Source organism: Corynebacterium sp. KPL2680 (assembly GCF_040225675.1).
In the GTDB taxonomy this organism is placed as follows: Bacteria; Actinomycetota; Actinomycetes; order Mycobacteriales; family Mycobacteriaceae; genus Corynebacterium; species Corynebacterium rhinophilum.
The window spans coordinates 54,218-70,594 of sequence record NZ_JBEHFM010000010.1; the positions used below are offsets into that span (position 1 = coordinate 54,218).

At 61.6% G+C, this 16,377-nt stretch carries 15 protein-coding genes and 1 pseudogene; 6 read left to right on the top strand and 10 right to left on the bottom strand.

The window, feature by feature from the left end; translation table 11 throughout:
- Positions 1–278: 278 nt before the first annotated feature.
- On the bottom strand, positions 279–1,856 hold the full coding sequence (gene lysS / locus ABRP66_RS06605; protein WP_284770328.1) for a lysine--tRNA ligase: 1,578 nt from the start codon (positions 1,854–1,856) through the stop codon (positions 279–281).
- A 190-nt stretch (positions 1,857–2,046) separates the two neighbouring features.
- On the opposite strand from lysS, the gene ABRP66_RS06610 reads away from it, so the two are divergent.
- The 6 genes from ABRP66_RS06610 (at position 2,047) to ABRP66_RS06635 (ending at position 9,975) form a co-directional block, all read left to right on the top strand.
- On the top strand, positions 2,047–4,149 hold the full coding sequence (locus ABRP66_RS06610) for a PhoX family protein (protein ID WP_284770327.1): 2,103 nt from the start codon (positions 2,047–2,049) through the stop codon (positions 4,147–4,149).
- A 227-nt stretch (positions 4,150–4,376) separates the two neighbouring features.
- Positions 4,377–6,089: a carbon starvation CstA family protein gene (locus ABRP66_RS06615; RefSeq protein WP_349838491.1), complete on the top strand. Its 1,713-nt coding sequence runs from the start codon at positions 4,377–4,379 to the stop codon at positions 6,087–6,089.
- The gene (locus ABRP66_RS06620; protein ID WP_349838492.1) at positions 6,073–6,330 is read left to right on the top strand and encodes a cory-CC-star protein; all 258 of its coding nucleotides are present in this window, start codon (positions 6,073–6,075) and stop codon (positions 6,328–6,330) included. Before ABRP66_RS06615 ends, ABRP66_RS06620 begins: the two co-directional genes overlap by 17 nt.
- Entirely contained in the window at positions 6,321–7,262 is a 942-nt protein-coding gene (locus ABRP66_RS06625) for an ArsA family ATPase (RefSeq protein ID WP_349838493.1), read from the top strand. Before ABRP66_RS06620 ends, ABRP66_RS06625 begins: the two co-directional genes overlap by 10 nt.
- 78 nt (positions 7,263–7,340) lie before the next feature.
- Complete coding sequence (locus ABRP66_RS06630; protein ID WP_284785164.1) at positions 7,341–8,660, top strand: C1 family peptidase; 1,320 nt, start codon at positions 7,341–7,343, stop codon at positions 8,658–8,660.
- Positions 8,661–8,673: 13 nt separating this feature from the next.
- A complete protein-coding gene (locus ABRP66_RS06635) occupies positions 8,674–9,975 on the top strand; it encodes a C1 family peptidase (protein ID WP_349838494.1) in 1,302 nt (433 codons plus the stop codon).
- 213 nt (positions 9,976–10,188) lie between these two features.
- Here ABRP66_RS06635 and ABRP66_RS06640 read toward each other — a convergent pair whose 3' ends face one another.
- From ABRP66_RS06640 to folE, 9 genes and pseudogenes are all read right to left on the bottom strand, one after another.
- Positions 10,189–10,722 (bottom strand): GNAT family N-acetyltransferase, encoded by a 534-nt coding sequence (locus ABRP66_RS06640; RefSeq protein ID WP_349838495.1) that lies wholly within the window; start codon positions 10,720–10,722, stop codon positions 10,189–10,191.
- On the bottom strand, positions 10,722–11,609 hold the full coding sequence (locus tag ABRP66_RS06645) for a pantoate--beta-alanine ligase (RefSeq protein WP_284782634.1): 888 nt from the start codon (positions 11,607–11,609) through the stop codon (positions 10,722–10,724). The genes ABRP66_RS06640 and ABRP66_RS06645 overlap by 1 nt, the downstream gene beginning before the upstream one ends.
- Positions 11,606–12,280 (bottom strand): Rossmann-fold NAD(P)-binding domain-containing protein, encoded by a 675-nt coding sequence (locus ABRP66_RS06650; protein WP_284782633.1) that lies wholly within the window; start codon positions 12,278–12,280, stop codon positions 11,606–11,608. Before ABRP66_RS06650 ends, ABRP66_RS06645 begins: the two co-directional genes overlap by 4 nt.
- A complete protein-coding gene (locus ABRP66_RS06655; protein WP_284796515.1) occupies positions 12,281–13,339 on the bottom strand; it encodes a DUF6779 domain-containing protein in 1,059 nt (352 codons plus the stop codon).
- 5 nt (positions 13,340–13,344) lie between these two features.
- Positions 13,345–13,818, bottom strand: coding sequence for a DUF3180 domain-containing protein (locus ABRP66_RS06660; protein WP_284770318.1), 474 nt, complete (start codon positions 13,816–13,818; stop codon positions 13,345–13,347).
- The gene (gene folK / locus ABRP66_RS06665) at positions 13,815–14,300 is read right to left on the bottom strand and encodes a 2-amino-4-hydroxy-6-hydroxymethyldihydropteridine diphosphokinase (protein ID WP_284785160.1); all 486 of its coding nucleotides are present in this window, start codon (positions 14,298–14,300) and stop codon (positions 13,815–13,817) included. The genes ABRP66_RS06660 and folK overlap by 4 nt, the downstream gene beginning before the upstream one ends.
- Positions 14,301–14,386: 86 nt before the next feature.
- Positions 14,387–14,758 (bottom strand): annotated as a pseudogene (folB, locus tag ABRP66_RS06670) (dihydroneopterin aldolase); the annotation flags it as partial.
- Between the two features lie 2 nt (positions 14,759–14,760).
- Positions 14,761–15,720, bottom strand: a complete 960-nt coding sequence (gene folP, locus ABRP66_RS06675) for a dihydropteroate synthase (protein WP_284796514.1) — start codon at positions 15,718–15,720, stop codon at positions 14,761–14,763.
- Between the two features lie 41 nt (positions 15,721–15,761).
- A complete protein-coding gene (gene folE, locus ABRP66_RS06680; protein ID WP_023023959.1) occupies positions 15,762–16,370 on the bottom strand; it encodes a GTP cyclohydrolase I FolE in 609 nt (202 codons plus the stop codon).
- Positions 16,371–16,377: the final 7 nt, after the last annotated feature.

Here is a 16,377-nt window from a genome sequence, read left to right on the forward strand (position 1 = left end):
CCTTTGTGCAACCTCCGATGCAATAGGTCCTCGGTGATAACTGAGCAAACTCGGCCCTGAGATGTAGCATTTTTCGCTCAGATATCACCGAGGAGGTTGCACTTTTGTGAAACCGATAGAACTAGGCAGAAGTAGGCGTGCGACTCGGCCTGCGAGGCACACGCGGCGGGTGCAATGGGTAAACAAAAAGGCTGCAGCCAAAGGAAGGCTGCAGCCGGTTTCGGGGCGCTAACGGGTGCCTGCGTGGGCGGGCACCGAGTGGGGGCGCCGGGTATGGGCTACTTCTGTTCTGGCTTTACCAGCGGGAAGAGCACGGTCTCGCGAATTCCGAGGCCGGTCAGGGCCATGAGCAGGCGGTCCATGCCCATGCCGGTACCGGCCGTCGGCGGCATGCCCTGTTCCATCGCGGCCAGGAAGTCCTCGTCCAAGACCATGGCTTCCTCATCGCCACCGGCGGCAAGGCGGGCCTGGTCCTCGAAGCGCTCGCGCTGGACGACGGGATCGACAAGCTCCGAGTAGCCGGTGGCCAGCTCGAAGCCGCGCACGTACAGGTCCCACTTTTCGGTCACGCCGGGCTCGGAACGGTGCTGGCGGGTTAGCGGGGAGGTCTCGACCGGGAAGTTCTTCACAAAGATGGGGCCTTCCAGTTGGTCCTCGCACAGGACCTCCCAGATTTCCTCCACCAGTTTGCCGTGGCCCCAGCCTTCACCCTGCGGCACGTCGAGGCCAATGACCTTGGCGATGCCCTTCAGGGTCTCCACGTCGGTATCGATGGTGACCTCCGGCTGACCGGGGAACTTGCGCTGCAAGGCCTCGTTCAAGGACGGGTACATCTCGATTTCGGGCCATTGCTCGCCGCCGAAGTCGAAATCGGTGCCATCGGCAAGCGTGACGGTGGTAGAACCAAAGACCTCGCGGGCCACGGACTGGATGGACTCGCGGGTCATGCGGGCGCAATCATTGTAATCGCCCCAGGCGGCGTAGGTCTCCAGCATGGCGAACTCCGGCGAGTGGGAGCGGTCCACACCCTCATTGCGGAAGTTGCGGTTGATTTCAAAGACGCGGTCGATGCCACCGACGACGGCGCGCTTCAAGTACAGCTCCGGAGCAATGCGCAGGTAGAGGTCAATATCGAGCGCATTGGAGTGGGTGATAAACGGGCGAGCGGCCGCACCACCGTGCAGGGTCTGCAGCATCGGGGTTTCGATCTCTACAAAGTCCTGGCCTTCCAGGTAATTGCGCAGCGCACGCATGACCTTCACGCGCACCATGGCGTTCTTGCGGGCCTCTTCGCGGATAATGAGGTCGTTATAGCGCTGGCGCACGCGGGTATCTTCAGCCATATCCGCGAAGGACACCGGCAGCGGGCGCAGGGACTTGGCCGCCATGGTCCATTCCTCAGCCATGATGGACAGCTCGCCACGGCGGGACGCAACCACGTGGCCGCTAACGGAGATGAAGTCGCCCAAATCCACATCGGACTTCCAGGCATCGAGGCGCTCCTTGCCCACCTTGGCCTGCGAAAGCATGGCCTGCATCTGGGTGCCATCGCCGTCCTGCAAGGTGGCAAAGCACAGCTTGCCGGTATTGCGCATGAAGATAAGGCGGCCGGCAATAGCGTGGGTGACCTCGGTTTCCTCACCAGCGGCCAGGTAGGTCACGCCCTCTTCATTGCCCGGCTCTTCGCCCTCGGCCACTACGCGGAAATCATGGCGCAATTCCTTGAGGGAGATAGTGCGCTCGACGGATACCGGGTAGGCCTCCACGCCGGATTCGAGCAGGCGATCGCGCTTCTCGCGGCGGATGCGCAGCTGCTCAGGGACATCGTTTACTTCATTATTCTTCTGCTCGCTCACGTTAGCCTAGGGTAGTCGATCCCGCCCGCTACCCGCGATTTGGCCCATAGCGCCCCTACCCCGGGAAAGATTTACGCATAGTTCACTTCGCTGTCACCTCAAGGCCAACGCACTGTTGCTGGCATCCCCTTATATATATGGCTGATCCCATGTCTTATCAATATTTTCGACCTTCTTTGGAGCAGTAATAATGGCGCTTAAAGGCCGCAACCTTCTCTCTAGTCTCTTCGCATCCTCTCGTTCCAGCTTGACGTGCACCTACAAGTGCGGCAATGCCTGCTTCGGTGAATGTGAGAACAAGTCTGATAACCCATACTTCGGTGACCAGTTCTCCCGCCGTACCGCTCTGCGCGCGGGCAGCTTGTCCGTAGTAACCGTCGGCGGCGGCGCCGCGTTGGCTGCCTGCTCCAACCCGGATGAAGTCTCCAATGAAGCCTCTTCCTCCGAGGCCAAGGGGGGCAAGACTTCCGAGGCCAATGTAGAACTCACCTCCGCAGAGGGTATGAAGTTTGACCCAGTTGAGCCGAACGAAAAGGACGAAGTAGTCATCCCGGATGGCTATAAGCAGTCCGTTCTCATCGCCTGGGGAGACCCGCTGTTCAAGGATGCGCCAGAGTTTGATGATAAGAACCAGACGGCCGAGGCCGCCGAGAAGCAGTTCGGCTTCAATAACGACTTCGCCGGACTTATCGAGCACCCGGATGATGACAATCGCCTTATCTACGTCTGCTCCCACGAGTACACCACCGAGCCGCAGATGTTCCCCAACTACGATGCGGATAACCCCACCGAAGAGCAGGCCAAGATTGGTTGGGCGGGCCACGGCCACTCCATCGTGGAGGTGTCCAAGGTGGGCAATACCGGTGAACTCAAGCGCGAGTTTGGTCCGCTTAACCGCCGCATCACCGCCACGACCGAGTTCACTCTGGTTGGCCCAGCAGCCGGCTCCGAGTTTGTGAAGACCTCCGCCGATAAGACCGGCAAGCAGGTCAAGGGCACCCTGAATAACTGCTCCGGCGGCATCACTCCGTGGAACACCATGCTCTCCGGCGAGGAGAACTTTGACCAGTACTTCGCTCACGCCAACCTGGATGACAAGAAGGCACAGGAATCCCTTGAGCGCTTCGGCATGGAAGATGGTGAATCCGAGCGCAAGTGGGAGCGCTTTGATAAGCGCTTCGACGTCTCCAAGGAACCGAATGAGCCCAACCGCTTCGGCTGGATCGTAGAAATTAACCCACTGGACCCGGAGTCCACCCCGGTCAAGCACACCGCGCTTGGACGCTTCAAACACGAGGCCGGCAATATTCACATCGCTTCCGATGGCACCGTCGTGTGCTACTCCGGCGATGACTCCCGCTTCGAGTACATCTACAAGTTCATCTCCACCAAGAAGTACGAAGAAGGCAACATCGAGCACAACCTCAGCATCTTGGACCACGGCGCCTTGTACGTGGCCAAGATGGAAGGCAACTCCCCAGAAGATGAGATCGACGGTTCCGGCGTACTGCCAGAGGACGGTGCCTTCGACGGCGAAGGTAAGTGGATCAAGCTGCTGACCTCCGATACGGAGAACAACAAATTCGAGTCCCACGTCGATGGCATGTCCGCCGAAGAGGTTGCCGTCTACACCCGCGAGGCCGCCGATAAGGTGGGCGCTACCAAGATGGACCGCCCTGAAGATATGCAGGTCCACCCAGACTCTGAGAAGGTCTACGTGGCCCTGACCAATAACTCCTACCGCGGTGCTACCGGCGAAAACGCCAAGAAGAACAAGGAAGATCCGATGGAGTGGGCTCCCGTCAAGGAAAATAAGAACGGTCTGGTCATGGAGATTGAAGATGACCACGCTGGTGAAAAGTTCACCTGGAATCTCTTCCTGGTCTGTGGCGATCCGAAGGAGGCCAATACCTACTTCGGTGGCTTTGACAAGGAGAAGGTATCCCCAATTTCCTGCCCGGATAACTTGGCCTTTGATAACCACGGCAATATGTGGATTTCCACCGACGGCAACGCGCTCGAGTCCAACGACGGCCTCTACGCCGTAACCACCGAGGGCGATACCCGCGGTGAGCTCAAGTGCTTCCTGACCGTGCCGGCGGGCGCCGAGACCTGCGGCCCCATCGTCACCGATGAGCGCGTGATGGTCAACGTCCAGCACCCAGGCGAAACCGATGACGCCACCTTTGAAAAGCAAACCTCCCACTGGCCAGAGGGCGGCACGTCCACCCCACGCCCAGCAGTGGTTGTGGTGTGGAAGAAGGACGGAAATATCGGCGTCGATAAGAATTAAACGCCACTCGGTTTAAGCACCCACCGCGCGGCCCTCGTTCCTCTCGGAGCAGGGGCCGCGCTTTTCGTCTATCCACTGCGACTGAACTAAGAGGTGTACTCCGACCCGCCTGCCAAATATAAATCTGCCCACCGGTCTCCCCCACAAGCAAATAGATACGTGAGTTATGGCATACTGTCCGCACGTGTGAGACACGCCACCTTCCCGCCTATGAGGAGACACACACTATGAACTCTCTTGTCCTCGCCATTGTCGGCATCGCGATGATGGCCGCCGGCTACCTGCTCTATTCCAAGTTCCTGGGCAAGAACATCTTCCGGTTATCTGAGAACTACACCACCCCAGCGCACCGCCTCAAAGACGGCGTGGATTATGTTCCCACCAATAAATATGTGCTGTGGGGCCACCACTTCACCTCCGTGGCGGGTGCGGCACCGATTATCGGCCCGGCAGTGGCCGTCATTTGGGGCTGGCTCCCGGCATTCCTGTGGGTCACGTTAGGCACCTTCTTCATTGCCGGCATGCACGACTTGGGTGCGCTGTGGGCCTCGCAGCGACACAAGGGTCAGTCGATTGGTACGTTGTCGGGGCGCTACATCGGCAAGCGCGGGCGCAACCTCTTCCTCATCGTAATCTTCTTGCTGCTGCTCATGGTCAATGCCGCGTTCGCCGTGGTGATTTCGAACCTGCTTATTTCCACCCCCTCGGCGGTCATTCCCACGTGGGGTGCCATTGCCGTCGCGCTGCTGATTGGCCAGGCCATCTACCGCTTGAACTGGAACCTGCCGCTGGTGTCCCTCGTGGGCGTGGTGGCGCTGTACTCGCTGATGGTTTTGGGCGACCGCTTCCCGGTCGTGCTACCGGAGACGGTCCTGGGCATTCCCGCCAACGGCGTGTGGATCATCCTGCTATTTATCTACGCCTTCATCGCTTCGCTGCTGCCTGTGTGGGTGCTGCTCCAGCCGCGCGATTACATCAATGGCCTGCAGCTTTTCGTGGGTCTTATCATCTTGTACGGCTCCTTTCTCATCACCCGTCCGGAGCTCGCCGCCCCTGCCGTGCGCGAAAACGTTCCTGACGGCACCCCGGGGATTTTCCCGCTGCTTTTTGTCACCATCGCCTGCGGTGCCATCTCTGGTTTCCACGGCATTGTGGCCTCGGGTACCTCGTCTAAGCAGATTGATAAGGAAACCGATGTCCGCTTCGTGGGCTACTTCGGTGCTGTGGGCGAGGGTCTGCTGGCGCTCGGCACCATCATCGCCACCACCGCTGGCTTTAAGACCCTGGCAAATTGGGAGGAAATCTACGCCGAGTGGAACGCCGGCGGCGTCAATGCCTTCGTGCAAGGCGGCGGCGCGCTGATGAACGAGGGTCTGGGCATTCCCACCTCGCTGTCTGCCACCATCCTGGCGACGATGGCCGTGCTCTTCGCCGCCACCACCATGGACTCCGGCGTGCGCCTGCAGCGCATCGTGGTCCAGGAAATTGGTGAGATCATGGGTATCCGCATCACGGCCCTAGTCTCTACCATCATCGCGGTGGGCCTGGCCTTCGGCCTGACCTTCTCTGCGGGCGCGGACGGCTCCGGCGGCATGACCATCTGGCCGCTCTTCGGTACCACCAACCAGCTCATGGCCAGCCTGTCCTTGGCCATCGTCGTGGTCATCCTCACCCACCTGCGCCGGCCCACCCTGCCGGTTATCATCCCGCTCATCTTCGTCACCATCATGTCTCTGTGGGCAGCGCTGCTGCAGCTCAAGTCCCTGTTCGCGGATCAGAACTGGCTGCTCTTCGGCATGGACGTCGTCATCGTCATCGCCTCCATCTGGGTCATCGTGGAGTCGATCGGCGCTATCTCCAACGCGCGCAAGGAACCGCCGCTGGAGTGGACCGACGACGATTCCGACGCTCCCCTTCCCCAGCATGCTCGACAAGCTTAAGGCCTTCGGTGCGGGGCTCAACAAGTTCTACCAAGCCCCGTACCGCGCCGTCTTTGCCAAGGCCCAGCAGCAAGAAGATGACCTTTTTATGATGCTGGTGGCCTCGGAGGCGCTCGGCATCCCCAACCCCGCCAGCTACTACACGCTGGAGCTATTGCCGCTGGTTTACGAAGATTTCCACGCCTGGCACACGCGCATGGGCATGGATAAATCACCCCTGGAGAATATTCAATGCTGCTAGAAACCGCGCCCATCATGTTCTTTGGTGGCAAGGGCGGCGTGGGCAAGACCACCCTCGCCACAGCCACGGCCTTGTCCCTTTCCCAGGACCACAACGTGCTGTTGGTCTCCACGGATCCGGCGCACAACCTGGGGCATATCTTTGATGCCACGCTTTCCGATGCCCCCACTCACCTCACCCCATCCCTCTCCGCCATCGAGCTCGATCCTGCCCAAGCCACCGAGGAACACCTCGCGAACGTGGGCGCCTCGATGCGCCGCTTCATGCCGGAGCACCTGCACGGCGAGGTAAAAAAGCACTTAGACTTGGCCCGCCAATCCCCCGGCACGCAGGAGGCGGCGCTCTTGGAGCGCATGGCCACCTTGGTCGCAAACGCTAACGAGTATGACTACCTCATCTTCGATACCGCCCCGTCCGGTCACACCTCCCGGCTGATGGCCCTGCCAGAAATCATGGCTGCCTATACCGATGGGCTGCTTGCCCGGCGCGAGAAGTCCGATAAATTCGGCTCATTGGTGCGCGGGATGTCCGCGGAGTCCGGCGCCGATAACGATCCAGTGGACCGGCGCAATCAGGAAATCCGCGCCACGCTCTTCCAGCGCCGCGAGCGCTTCGAGCACCTGCGCACTGCGCTGACCTCAAAGAAGACCGTGTTCCACATCGTGCTCACCGCCGAGCGCCTGCCCGTCTTGGAGTCTTCCGAGTTCCACGCGGATCTCACCGGCAATGGCGTGCGGGTTGGCTCCATGCTGGTCAACCGCCGCACGCCCGCGGTCCAAGGCGAGTTCTTGGCCTCCCGGCGCGCCGCCGAGGACGAGGCCCTGGCGCTCTTGCACGATAAGCTTCCCGATACCCCATTCCACGAAATCCCCTGGCTTCCAGAAGAGGTGGGAAGCCCCGAAGCCGTGGCGCGGCTGGCGGAGCATCTATAGCGATCTGGAGCGATCTCTAACTGCCCATCCAGAACCCAGCGGCCCCGGGTGAGATCGCAGTCTGCTAAAACGGTGAATATGACTTTGCTCACCAATGACTTCCTGTCCCAATTGCGCGAGGAGGCTGCAGCGGACTCCCAGCTGCGCGTCGCGCGCAATGCCATTACCAGCGTAGGGGTGGCCAAGGCGGCCCTCGACCGCGACCGCATTACCGCCCTCTACCCCACCACCGAGGTAAAACTCGATAGCCTCAGCGTCACCGACCAGATGCGCTCCGGGCGCTGCTGGATGTTTGCCGCGCTCAACGTATTCCGCCACCGCGCGGCCAAGAAGCTCAATATCGATGACTTTGAGTTTTCCTTTACCTACCTGCAGTACTTCGACAAACTAGAGCGCGCCAACTTCGCGCTCAACCAGCTGTTGGATCTCACCGAAGATGGCACCGACTGGGATGACCGCGACGTGGCTACTTCCCTCGAGCTCACAGGCGAAGACGGCGGCTGGTGGTCATTTTTCACCAACCTCGTGGACAAGTACGGCGCCGTCCCGGCCGAGGTCATGCCGGAGGTGCACTCGTCCGGCCACACCGCGCAGATGAACCGCGATATCGCCACCATCATCCGCCGCGCCGCGCACCGTGCGGTGGAAGGTGAGGGGGATCGCGGGGGCATTATCAAGCAAGCCCGCACCGATATACAACGCGTGCTCGCCATTCACCTGGGCACCCCGCCGGAGGAATTTACGTGGAGCTACCGCACCAAGGACGAGCAATTCTTCCGCGTGCACTCCACCCCGCGCGAGTTTGCGGATAAGTACCTGCCGAAGTTAGACGAGTACGTCGTGCTTGCCGATGACCCACGTACCACCAACGACAAGCACCGCTACTACACCAGCGCTGGAGTAAATAACCTCGCCGGTGGACAGGCCGCCGGTTACCTCAACGTTGATGTGGACGAACTGCGCGCCGCCGCACGCGCCAGCATCAACGCCGGCGACCCGGTGTGGTTTAGCTGCGATGTCTCCCGCCAGTTCTCCTTCCAGAACGCCGTGTGGGACGAAGGCCTCGTTGATACCGATGGCCTCTACGGTATCGATTCCACCATGAGCAAGGAGGAGCGCTTTACCTCCGGCGAATCTGCACCCACCCACGCGATGGCGCTGACCGGAGTTGATGGTGCACCCCGTGCATGGCGCGTGGAGAACTCCTGGGGCACCAAGCCGCCGCGCAAGGACGACGCCGACGAGGTACCCGGCAAGGGCTTTGCCACGATGTCGGATGAATGGTTCGGCGAAAACGTCTTCCACATCGCCGTGCGCAAGGAATTCCTCACTTCCGAGCAGCAGCAAGCACTAGAGACCGAGCCCGTTGAGCTTCCCTTCTGGGACCGGATGAACTAAGGAGCATCGAAAAATGAATGAGATTAATCCACAGGAAGTTCACACCACCAACGCCACCCTCACCAGCGAGCCGGCCATCAGGGCGGCGCGGAATGCGGTGGCGCAGGAGGGCATCGATAAGCTGAGCGTCGACCGCGACCTCGTGCGCGAGCTCACCACGGCGACCAGCCACAAGCTCGATAAGTGGGGCGCGGCCAACCAGAAGGCTTCTGGCCGCTGCTGGATTTTTGCGGGCCTGAATTCCCTGCGCGGTGACATCATGGACCGCACCAACATCAAGGATTTCGAGCTTTCGCAGACCTACCTGTACTTCTACGACAAGCTGGAAAAGGCCAATTGGTTCCTCACCGCGGTAGACGAGCTCAAGGAGCGCGATATTACGGACCGCACCTTGACTAAGCTCATGGATGACCCCATCGGCGATGGCGGCCAGTGGTCCATGTTCGTCTCGCTGGTGGAAAAGTACGGCGTGGTGCCCAAGTACGCCATGCCGGAGACCGCGTCCTCCGAGTCCAGCGCCATGCTCAACCGCAACCTGCAGACCGTCCTGCGCCGCGCCGCCCACCAGATCCGTGCGGGCAAGTCTGGGGCGCAGGAGCAGGCGCTTGCCGATGTCTACCGCATCCTCACCGCCAACCTCGGCCTCCCGCCCAAGGATTTCCAGTGGCAGTACCGCGATAAGGACGATAACTTCCACCGCGAGGGCACCTATACCCCGCAGGACTTCGCCCGCGAATACCTCCCCAAGGACCTGGGCGAGTATGTCTGCGTGGTCAATGACCCGCGCAATTCCTACGGTGAGCTCTACACCGTGGACTACCTAGGCAACGTCGCCGGTGAAAAGGTCACCTACCTCAACGCCCCGGTTGAGGTATTGCGCGATGCCACCCGCTCTGCCATCGAGGATGGCCAGCCCGTCTGGTTCGGCTGCGATACCAGCCAGCAATCCGATGCCGATAGCGGCGTCTGGGCCAAGCGCCTGCACGATTATGAGGGGCTGTATGGGGTGGAAATGGGCATCGAAAAGCCAGACCGCCTCCGCCTGCACGAGTCCCTGATGACGCACGCGATGGTCTTTACCGGCGCAGATGTTGCCGAGTCCGGCGAGGTCACCCGCTGGCGCGTGGAGAATTCCTGGGGCACCGAGAAGGGCGATAAGGGCTTTTGGACCATGGCCGATGACTGGTTTGACGAGTACGTCTTCGAAATCGCCGTCCACCCGTCCCGCCTGCCTGGGCAATACCAGGAAGCGCTCAAGTCCACCGAGATCACCACCCTGCCGGCGTGGGATCCGATGGGCGCGCTGGCGAACTAACGTGGCGCGGCGCCGGGAGGACCCGCGCCGCGAAAAATCGCATCGCGAAGATTCGTGCCGCGAAGTCTGTAGCGTTCGCCGATGTAGATGCGTGGCGTGAAGCTGCGCTCGTTTGCGTGGCGTGACGCGGTAGCCTCACGCCACGTGGCGGACGTACAGCATGCAGGTAAGGTCGCGGTCCTTATCGATGGAGATTTCCTTCTCCCCCACCCGCTAAAAACCGCGGGAATCGTAGAACTGATAGGTGCAGCCATCGTCGGTGTAGAGGTAAATATCCTTGCCGGGGTGGCGCTCCTCAAAGGCCTCGAGGAGCGCGGTGCCCACACCCTTCACACCCGAGTTTGGGTCAGCGACGAGGAAGCCGATTTCACCATCCACGGTGTTTTCGGCCAAGTAGCTTAACAACATGTCCTCGTTCGCGGCATCGTAGTCACCGCGGTGACCGCCAGGGCGCAGGCTGTTGAAGAGATCCACGGCCTTGACATAGGCCTTGCGCCACCACGGATACGGCAGCGCTGGTTCGCCTTTAATCGATGCCAAAATCACGCCGAGGAAACGCCCATCATCGGCATAGGCTGCCAAGATATCGGTGGCTTGGGCGCGCTCTAAATCCCAAAAATAACGGCCATAGGCACGCTCGAAGCGCGGGTTCTTCACAAACCAATGCAGGTGCATGCCTTCGATGGCAAACTCAATCGCCTTGGGTTCATCGCGCGGATCAAGGTCGCGGATGTGGATTTCGGTCATTAGTCCTCCGGGGATTGGTTTTGCTCGCGCTGCTTTTCTCGCTCGAGCTCGGCCTTAGCCTCGTGCTCTTCAATATTAGTGAAACCAATCCCCAGCGGCAGGCCAACGTTGTCAATTACTCTGACCCCGCCAATGGTGGCAGCGACCAGCAGGCGGGCATCGCCCTCGGCAGGCGGTTCGCCCAGATCGCGGCCGCGCAATTCTAAGTATTCCGGTTCTACTCCGGCGGCTTCTAGGACACCTGCGGCAACCTCGCGGACCTTTTCCGCGCCCGCCTCTGCGGCGTGTGCCCCAGCGGTAAGCGCGGCGGACAGGGCGGCTACGTCCTCGCGCTTATCTTCAGGCACGCGCGTATTGCGCAGGCTCATCACTACGCCATCGGGCATGCGCACGGCGGGAACGCCCTGCACACGAACCCCCAGGTGCAAGTCCTGCACCGCATGATGAATGGCCAAGAGCAGCTCGTAGTCCTTCTCACCGATAAGCACATCGGTGGGCGATAGCGCCATCATCAGCGTGAGGTAAAGGGTGAGTTCGCCAGACAAATCGGGCTCTAAGCCTGCTGGGAAGTCTGCGGCGTCGCGAGGCGAGATTGTAATCCGGCGGCCATGCGGCCAGAGCTTCTCGGGAGTGTAATCCCAAATGACATCCACGCCCTCGGCGCGCAGGAGATCTACGTCCTCGCCGCGAGGCTCTTGGAGAGCCACGACGGTCACCGCGCCACGAATACGGCGGGCCGCTCGCACCAGCGCGATATGCCCTGCATGCACGCCGGTGGTCAGTGGTACGAAGGCCACGGGGCGACCGGTCTTGCGCAGGGCGCTTCCCACCATGCGGATGCGATCGACCTCGCTGACAACGGTGGCTTGTCCCATCTTCAAGCTCATCGGGATTCCTCCTGCAAGGCCCACATTTCTAATTCGGTGCGGTCTTCTACTTCGCCTAAGCGCCGAGCGGTTTCTAAGTAGTGGCGGCGCATTCCGGGATCCGTGGCCCCGCGATAGGCCGCAATGATGTCCTCTGAATCGATGTCGAATTCGGACGGTGGAATCTCATCGAACTCGGCAAAGAAATTGGCTTCAACGGCAGCTGCTAGATGCAGGCGGCTAAGCATTTCTATGTAGTAGGAGCGGGCGGCGAAGGCGGGACGCTCGGCATCGGAAAGCGGCACTGCGTGCGCCCGGAATTCGCTCAATACGAAGTCAGCAATGCTCTCACCCAGCTCATCCAGCGTGGATACTGCCCAGCGCCCGCCTGCCATGGGCGCTATTGCCGCCACGATGCAACCGTGAGTCTCCAGCGGATCGAGGCCTTGCACGCCCCGCGACAGGCAGGTATGGAAAGCGATCAGGCCCTTGTGCACGTGGTCCTCGACAAGCTCTACAGCAGCATCCAACCGTGTCTCACCCACCGCTAGAATCAACGCCTGGAAGGAGCCAAGCTCGGCCGGATCATCAAGCATCTCCACGGTATGGCCAGCGCGCTCCATGGCATTGGCTAGGGAAATCCCGGCGAGGCTGCGCCCGAAAAGGGCAACACGCATGCGCGGTGGACGCATTTATTTATCCTTCTTCATCTGTGCCAGAAGCTCCGAGACGGACACGGAACCATCGCGCTGTTCATCGCTGCGGCGGCGACCACGGGTCTGCTGCTGGCGGCGCGTGGCCGCTTGCTTCTGCTCAGCAGCCACGTGGTGTCCCGAGCCCTTGTATTCCTCGCGCGCATCCTTGCCGGTGGTCTGCTGCGGGATGTTCTGGGTCACCGCATCGGAAGCCTGCTCAGCTGCGGTATCAGCCTCTGGCTTGCGGTGGCTACCGCGGGCGCCAGAGTGCGCCGCGCTGCCGGTTCCCGCGTGCTGGGAGCCTTGGCGCTTGATGTCAGAATCTCCGCCCGAATCCCAGCGTACGGCCTGGAAGCTGCCGGTATCGAAGGAAACGTCCTTTGGCTTCTGGTCCGCGCTGGCTGGCATGGGGGCATCGGCAAGCTGCTCGGTCCGGGAAGAGCTACGCTGCGCGCGGGTGTTTTCGCTGATGATGTCATTGAGCGGGTTGGAGTCCGCGTGCGCGCCGGAGGGTTGATTGCCTAGGCGGCCAGCGATGGCATCGGCAGACGGCGCACCGGAAGACGCCTGCTCAAAGTCGACGTTTTCTTCCCTGCGGTGGGACGCCGCGGCGGTCTGTGCCTCCAGCTCCATGATGCGGCGTGCCTCCGCGTGCAAGGCGGCGGGCTCGTAGGTGAACTCGTGGCCGGACAAGTCCTCAATCTGCTTCCGGATAGAGGCCAGCTCGGTGCGAATCTCATCGAGGATCTGCTGATCCGGCAACTCCTTGCCCTCGGCTGCGCGGGCCTGCTTGAGCTCCGCGCGGTGGGCGCGCTCCTGCAGCTCCAGCTTGGTCACGGATTCCTCGGCCTGGCGGCGGTAGCGCATCACCAAGAAAAAGCCCACCACCGCGGCCCACAAGGCGGCGATGAGCGCAATCTTGAGCGCCGCTGCCGAGCCGGAAATGAGCATGACGATGCTGGCGATAACGGCCAAAATGACGAGGGCGATAATCCCAATTTGTCCCCAATCCGGCGAGGACGACGAGTTTTTGGAAGAAGAGCGCGGCTGAGTCATGTTCCCTAATGTACCGCTTGAAGCCCGTCCGGTGGCGGCGGGGTCTCGCAGTGTCGCTCCAATCGCAGGCCAGCCGCGGACATGACGATGCCGCCAATCGCGGATGCGAGCACTCCCACCAGATCATCGGAAGCCGCGACAAGGGTGCCCGCATTCGGGATGACGTAGACCGCCACCCCTGCATAGAGCCCGCCGACGATCGCACCCGTCCACGCCGAGGCCTTGCCCACCAGCATAAACTGCGCGATGGTCATGGGATTAAGCTGCGAGTTATCCAACCCGATGCCGTGATCCTCATCGGTGGCCTTATCTACCTTCCAGGTAAGCCCCAAACACACCACCACCATGAGCCACAGCGTGGCTGAGACCGTGACTGGGATGGCCATCATGGAGCCATAAAAGCGCGTGGTGAGGATGGCCGCCGCGGCGGCCATGAATACCCCTACGCCGATAAGCGCACCGAACGAGGTTCGTTTCATAACTCCTCCATCAGGCCCAAGCGGTGGATATCGGCGGTCTCCTGCGGGTTCAATGCGGCAACCAGCGCGGAGACATCCTGTCCCTTCAACTTAGCAGCGCCATCGGCGGCTAACCAGGGAATAAGCACGAATGCGCGCTCGTGGGCAAAGGGGTGTGGGACGGTAAGTTCCGGATCGGAGGAGCTGTAGCCCTCAATATCGACGATGTCCACATCCAGGGTGCGTGGGCCCCAGTGGCGCACGCGCACGCGCTCTGCGGCTTCCTCCAGCTTCTGGCCGCGCCGTAAGAGCTCCAGCGGGCTCTCTTGGACGTCCACGATGAGCACCGCATTCAAAAATTCATCCTGGTCCGTTACTCCCCACGGCGGGGTGGCATAGACAGGCGAGGCCGCCACGATGTCCTCACGGAACTCCGTAAACACCGTCCGCAAAAGCTCCACGCGGTCATCCATATTGGAGCCGATGGATAGTACCGCGCGCATTACTTACTCCCGGGGTTCGTGCCGGGGCGCTGCGCGTCGGCTCCCTTCGGAGTCCCCTCCTGCGAGGCGAGCCGTGGGGCACCGGTGCGCGCGTGCTTGCGGGAGCGGCGGGCGACGACGGCGACATCGGCAAAAGTGCGCGGTATCGGCGCCTTAGGTTTGTGCACGGTCACTTCCACCGCGTGCAGGTCTGCAAAAGAATCCATGATGGTATCGGCCACCTCGCTAGCGACGGTCTCGATGAGGTCGCGGGAGGGGCCTTCGACGATGCTGGCGGCGACATCGGCAAGCTCTGCGTAATTGATGGTTTTGGTCAGATCATCGTGAGCTGCGGCCTCAGCAAACTCGGACCAGCAGGTGATATCGACGATGAAGGGCTGGCCGGTGCGCTTCTCCTCCTCAAAGACGCCGTGGTAGCCAAAGCATTCCAGGCCGGTTAATTCGATGCGATCTGCCATGGTTAATTCCTTTCCGTACCCATCGCGGTAGAGGTCACTGAGCCAGTGCCGGTGGCGGCATTGCGGTAGCTGCCGGTGGCATTGGCGCCGCCCACATAGGACTTGCCGGCGTTCCACGCGGCGGCCACGTCGACGGCATCGCGGGATACGCCCACCTCGTGCACGCGCACGCCCCACGCACCCATCTGGGCGGAGATGGCGGTCACGGCGGCGGTGGCGGGATCAGCAAGCAGCGGGCTGGCCTCTACCCCGCGGTCTTCCCGGATGGCAGCGAGGAAGCGCTTGCGCGAGGCGCCCACCAAGATGGGGAACTCGCCATCTAGAAACTCGGGCAGGGCCTTAAGCAGCGCCCAGTTATCCTGCGGGCTCTTGGCAAAGCCGAGGCCCGGATCCAGCACGATATTTTCCTTTTTCACGCCCGCATCCAGGGCGTTATTGCTCAGGCGGGCGAGGGTCTCGTGCACATCGCGGACCACATCGCCGCCGTGATCCGCCGTGCCCGCCGCGGATCCGAACGCGCCTTCCTGCAGCGTGCGCCAGTGCATGAGGCAGACGGGCACGCCGGCATCGGCCATGGCGGCATACATTTCAGGATCGGCGAGGCCGCCAGAGACATCATTAATCATGTCCACCCCAGCCGCGGCCGCAGCGGTGGCAACCGAGGCGCGCATCGTATCCACCGAGGTGCGAATGCCCTGCTCGTGCAGCGCCCGGATGACCGGGACCACGCGGTCGGCTTCTTCCTGCGCCTCCACACGCACCGCGCCCGGGCGGGTGGATTCGCCGCCCACATCGATCATGTCCGCGCCCTGTTCCACCAGCTCGCGGGCATGAGTGGTGGCGGCGTCAAAGTCGAGCCACCGCCCACCATCGGAAAAGGAATCCTTCGTAACATTCACGATGCCCATGACGAGCGTGCGCTTCGCGATGGTCAATTCTCCAACTGAGGAAGCCGGGTGCACTGCGTTCTCCTTTTCGCTCGACAAACTCTACTGCGTACGCGCTACGTACGGATGAAGCTCAACACTTCCGCGCGCGAGGCCGCGTTATTTTTGAACCCGCCGCGCACCGCGGAGGTCGTTGTGGTCGCTCCCGGCTTGCGGATGCCGCGCATGGCCATGCACAAGTGCTCGCACTCGATGACCACGATGACGGATTGGGCCTCGAGGACATCCACGAGGGCATCGGCAATCTGCTGGGTCAGGCGTTCCTGGACCTGCGGGCGCTTGGCGTACATATCCGCCAGGCGCGCCAGCTTGCTCAGCCCGGTGACGTGCCCGTCCTTGCCGGGGATATAGCCAATATGCGCCACCCCATAAAACGGCACGAGGTGGTGCTCGCAGGTGGAGTAGATGGGAATATCGCGCACCAGGACCAGTTCCTGGTGGTCCTCGGCGAAGGTCTTGTGCAGCACCTCCGTCGGGTCCTCGTGCAGGCCGGCGAAGACCTCGCGGTAGGCGCGGGCCACTCGTGCCGGGGTTTCGCGCAGGCCTTCGCGGTCAGGGTCCTCGCCCACGGCAAAGAGCAGCTCGCGAACGGCCGCCTCCGCCCGCTCCTGGTCATACGGTGCGCGGGCGGGCACCTGCTGGTTATCAGTGTGATTTTCAGACATGCACGTA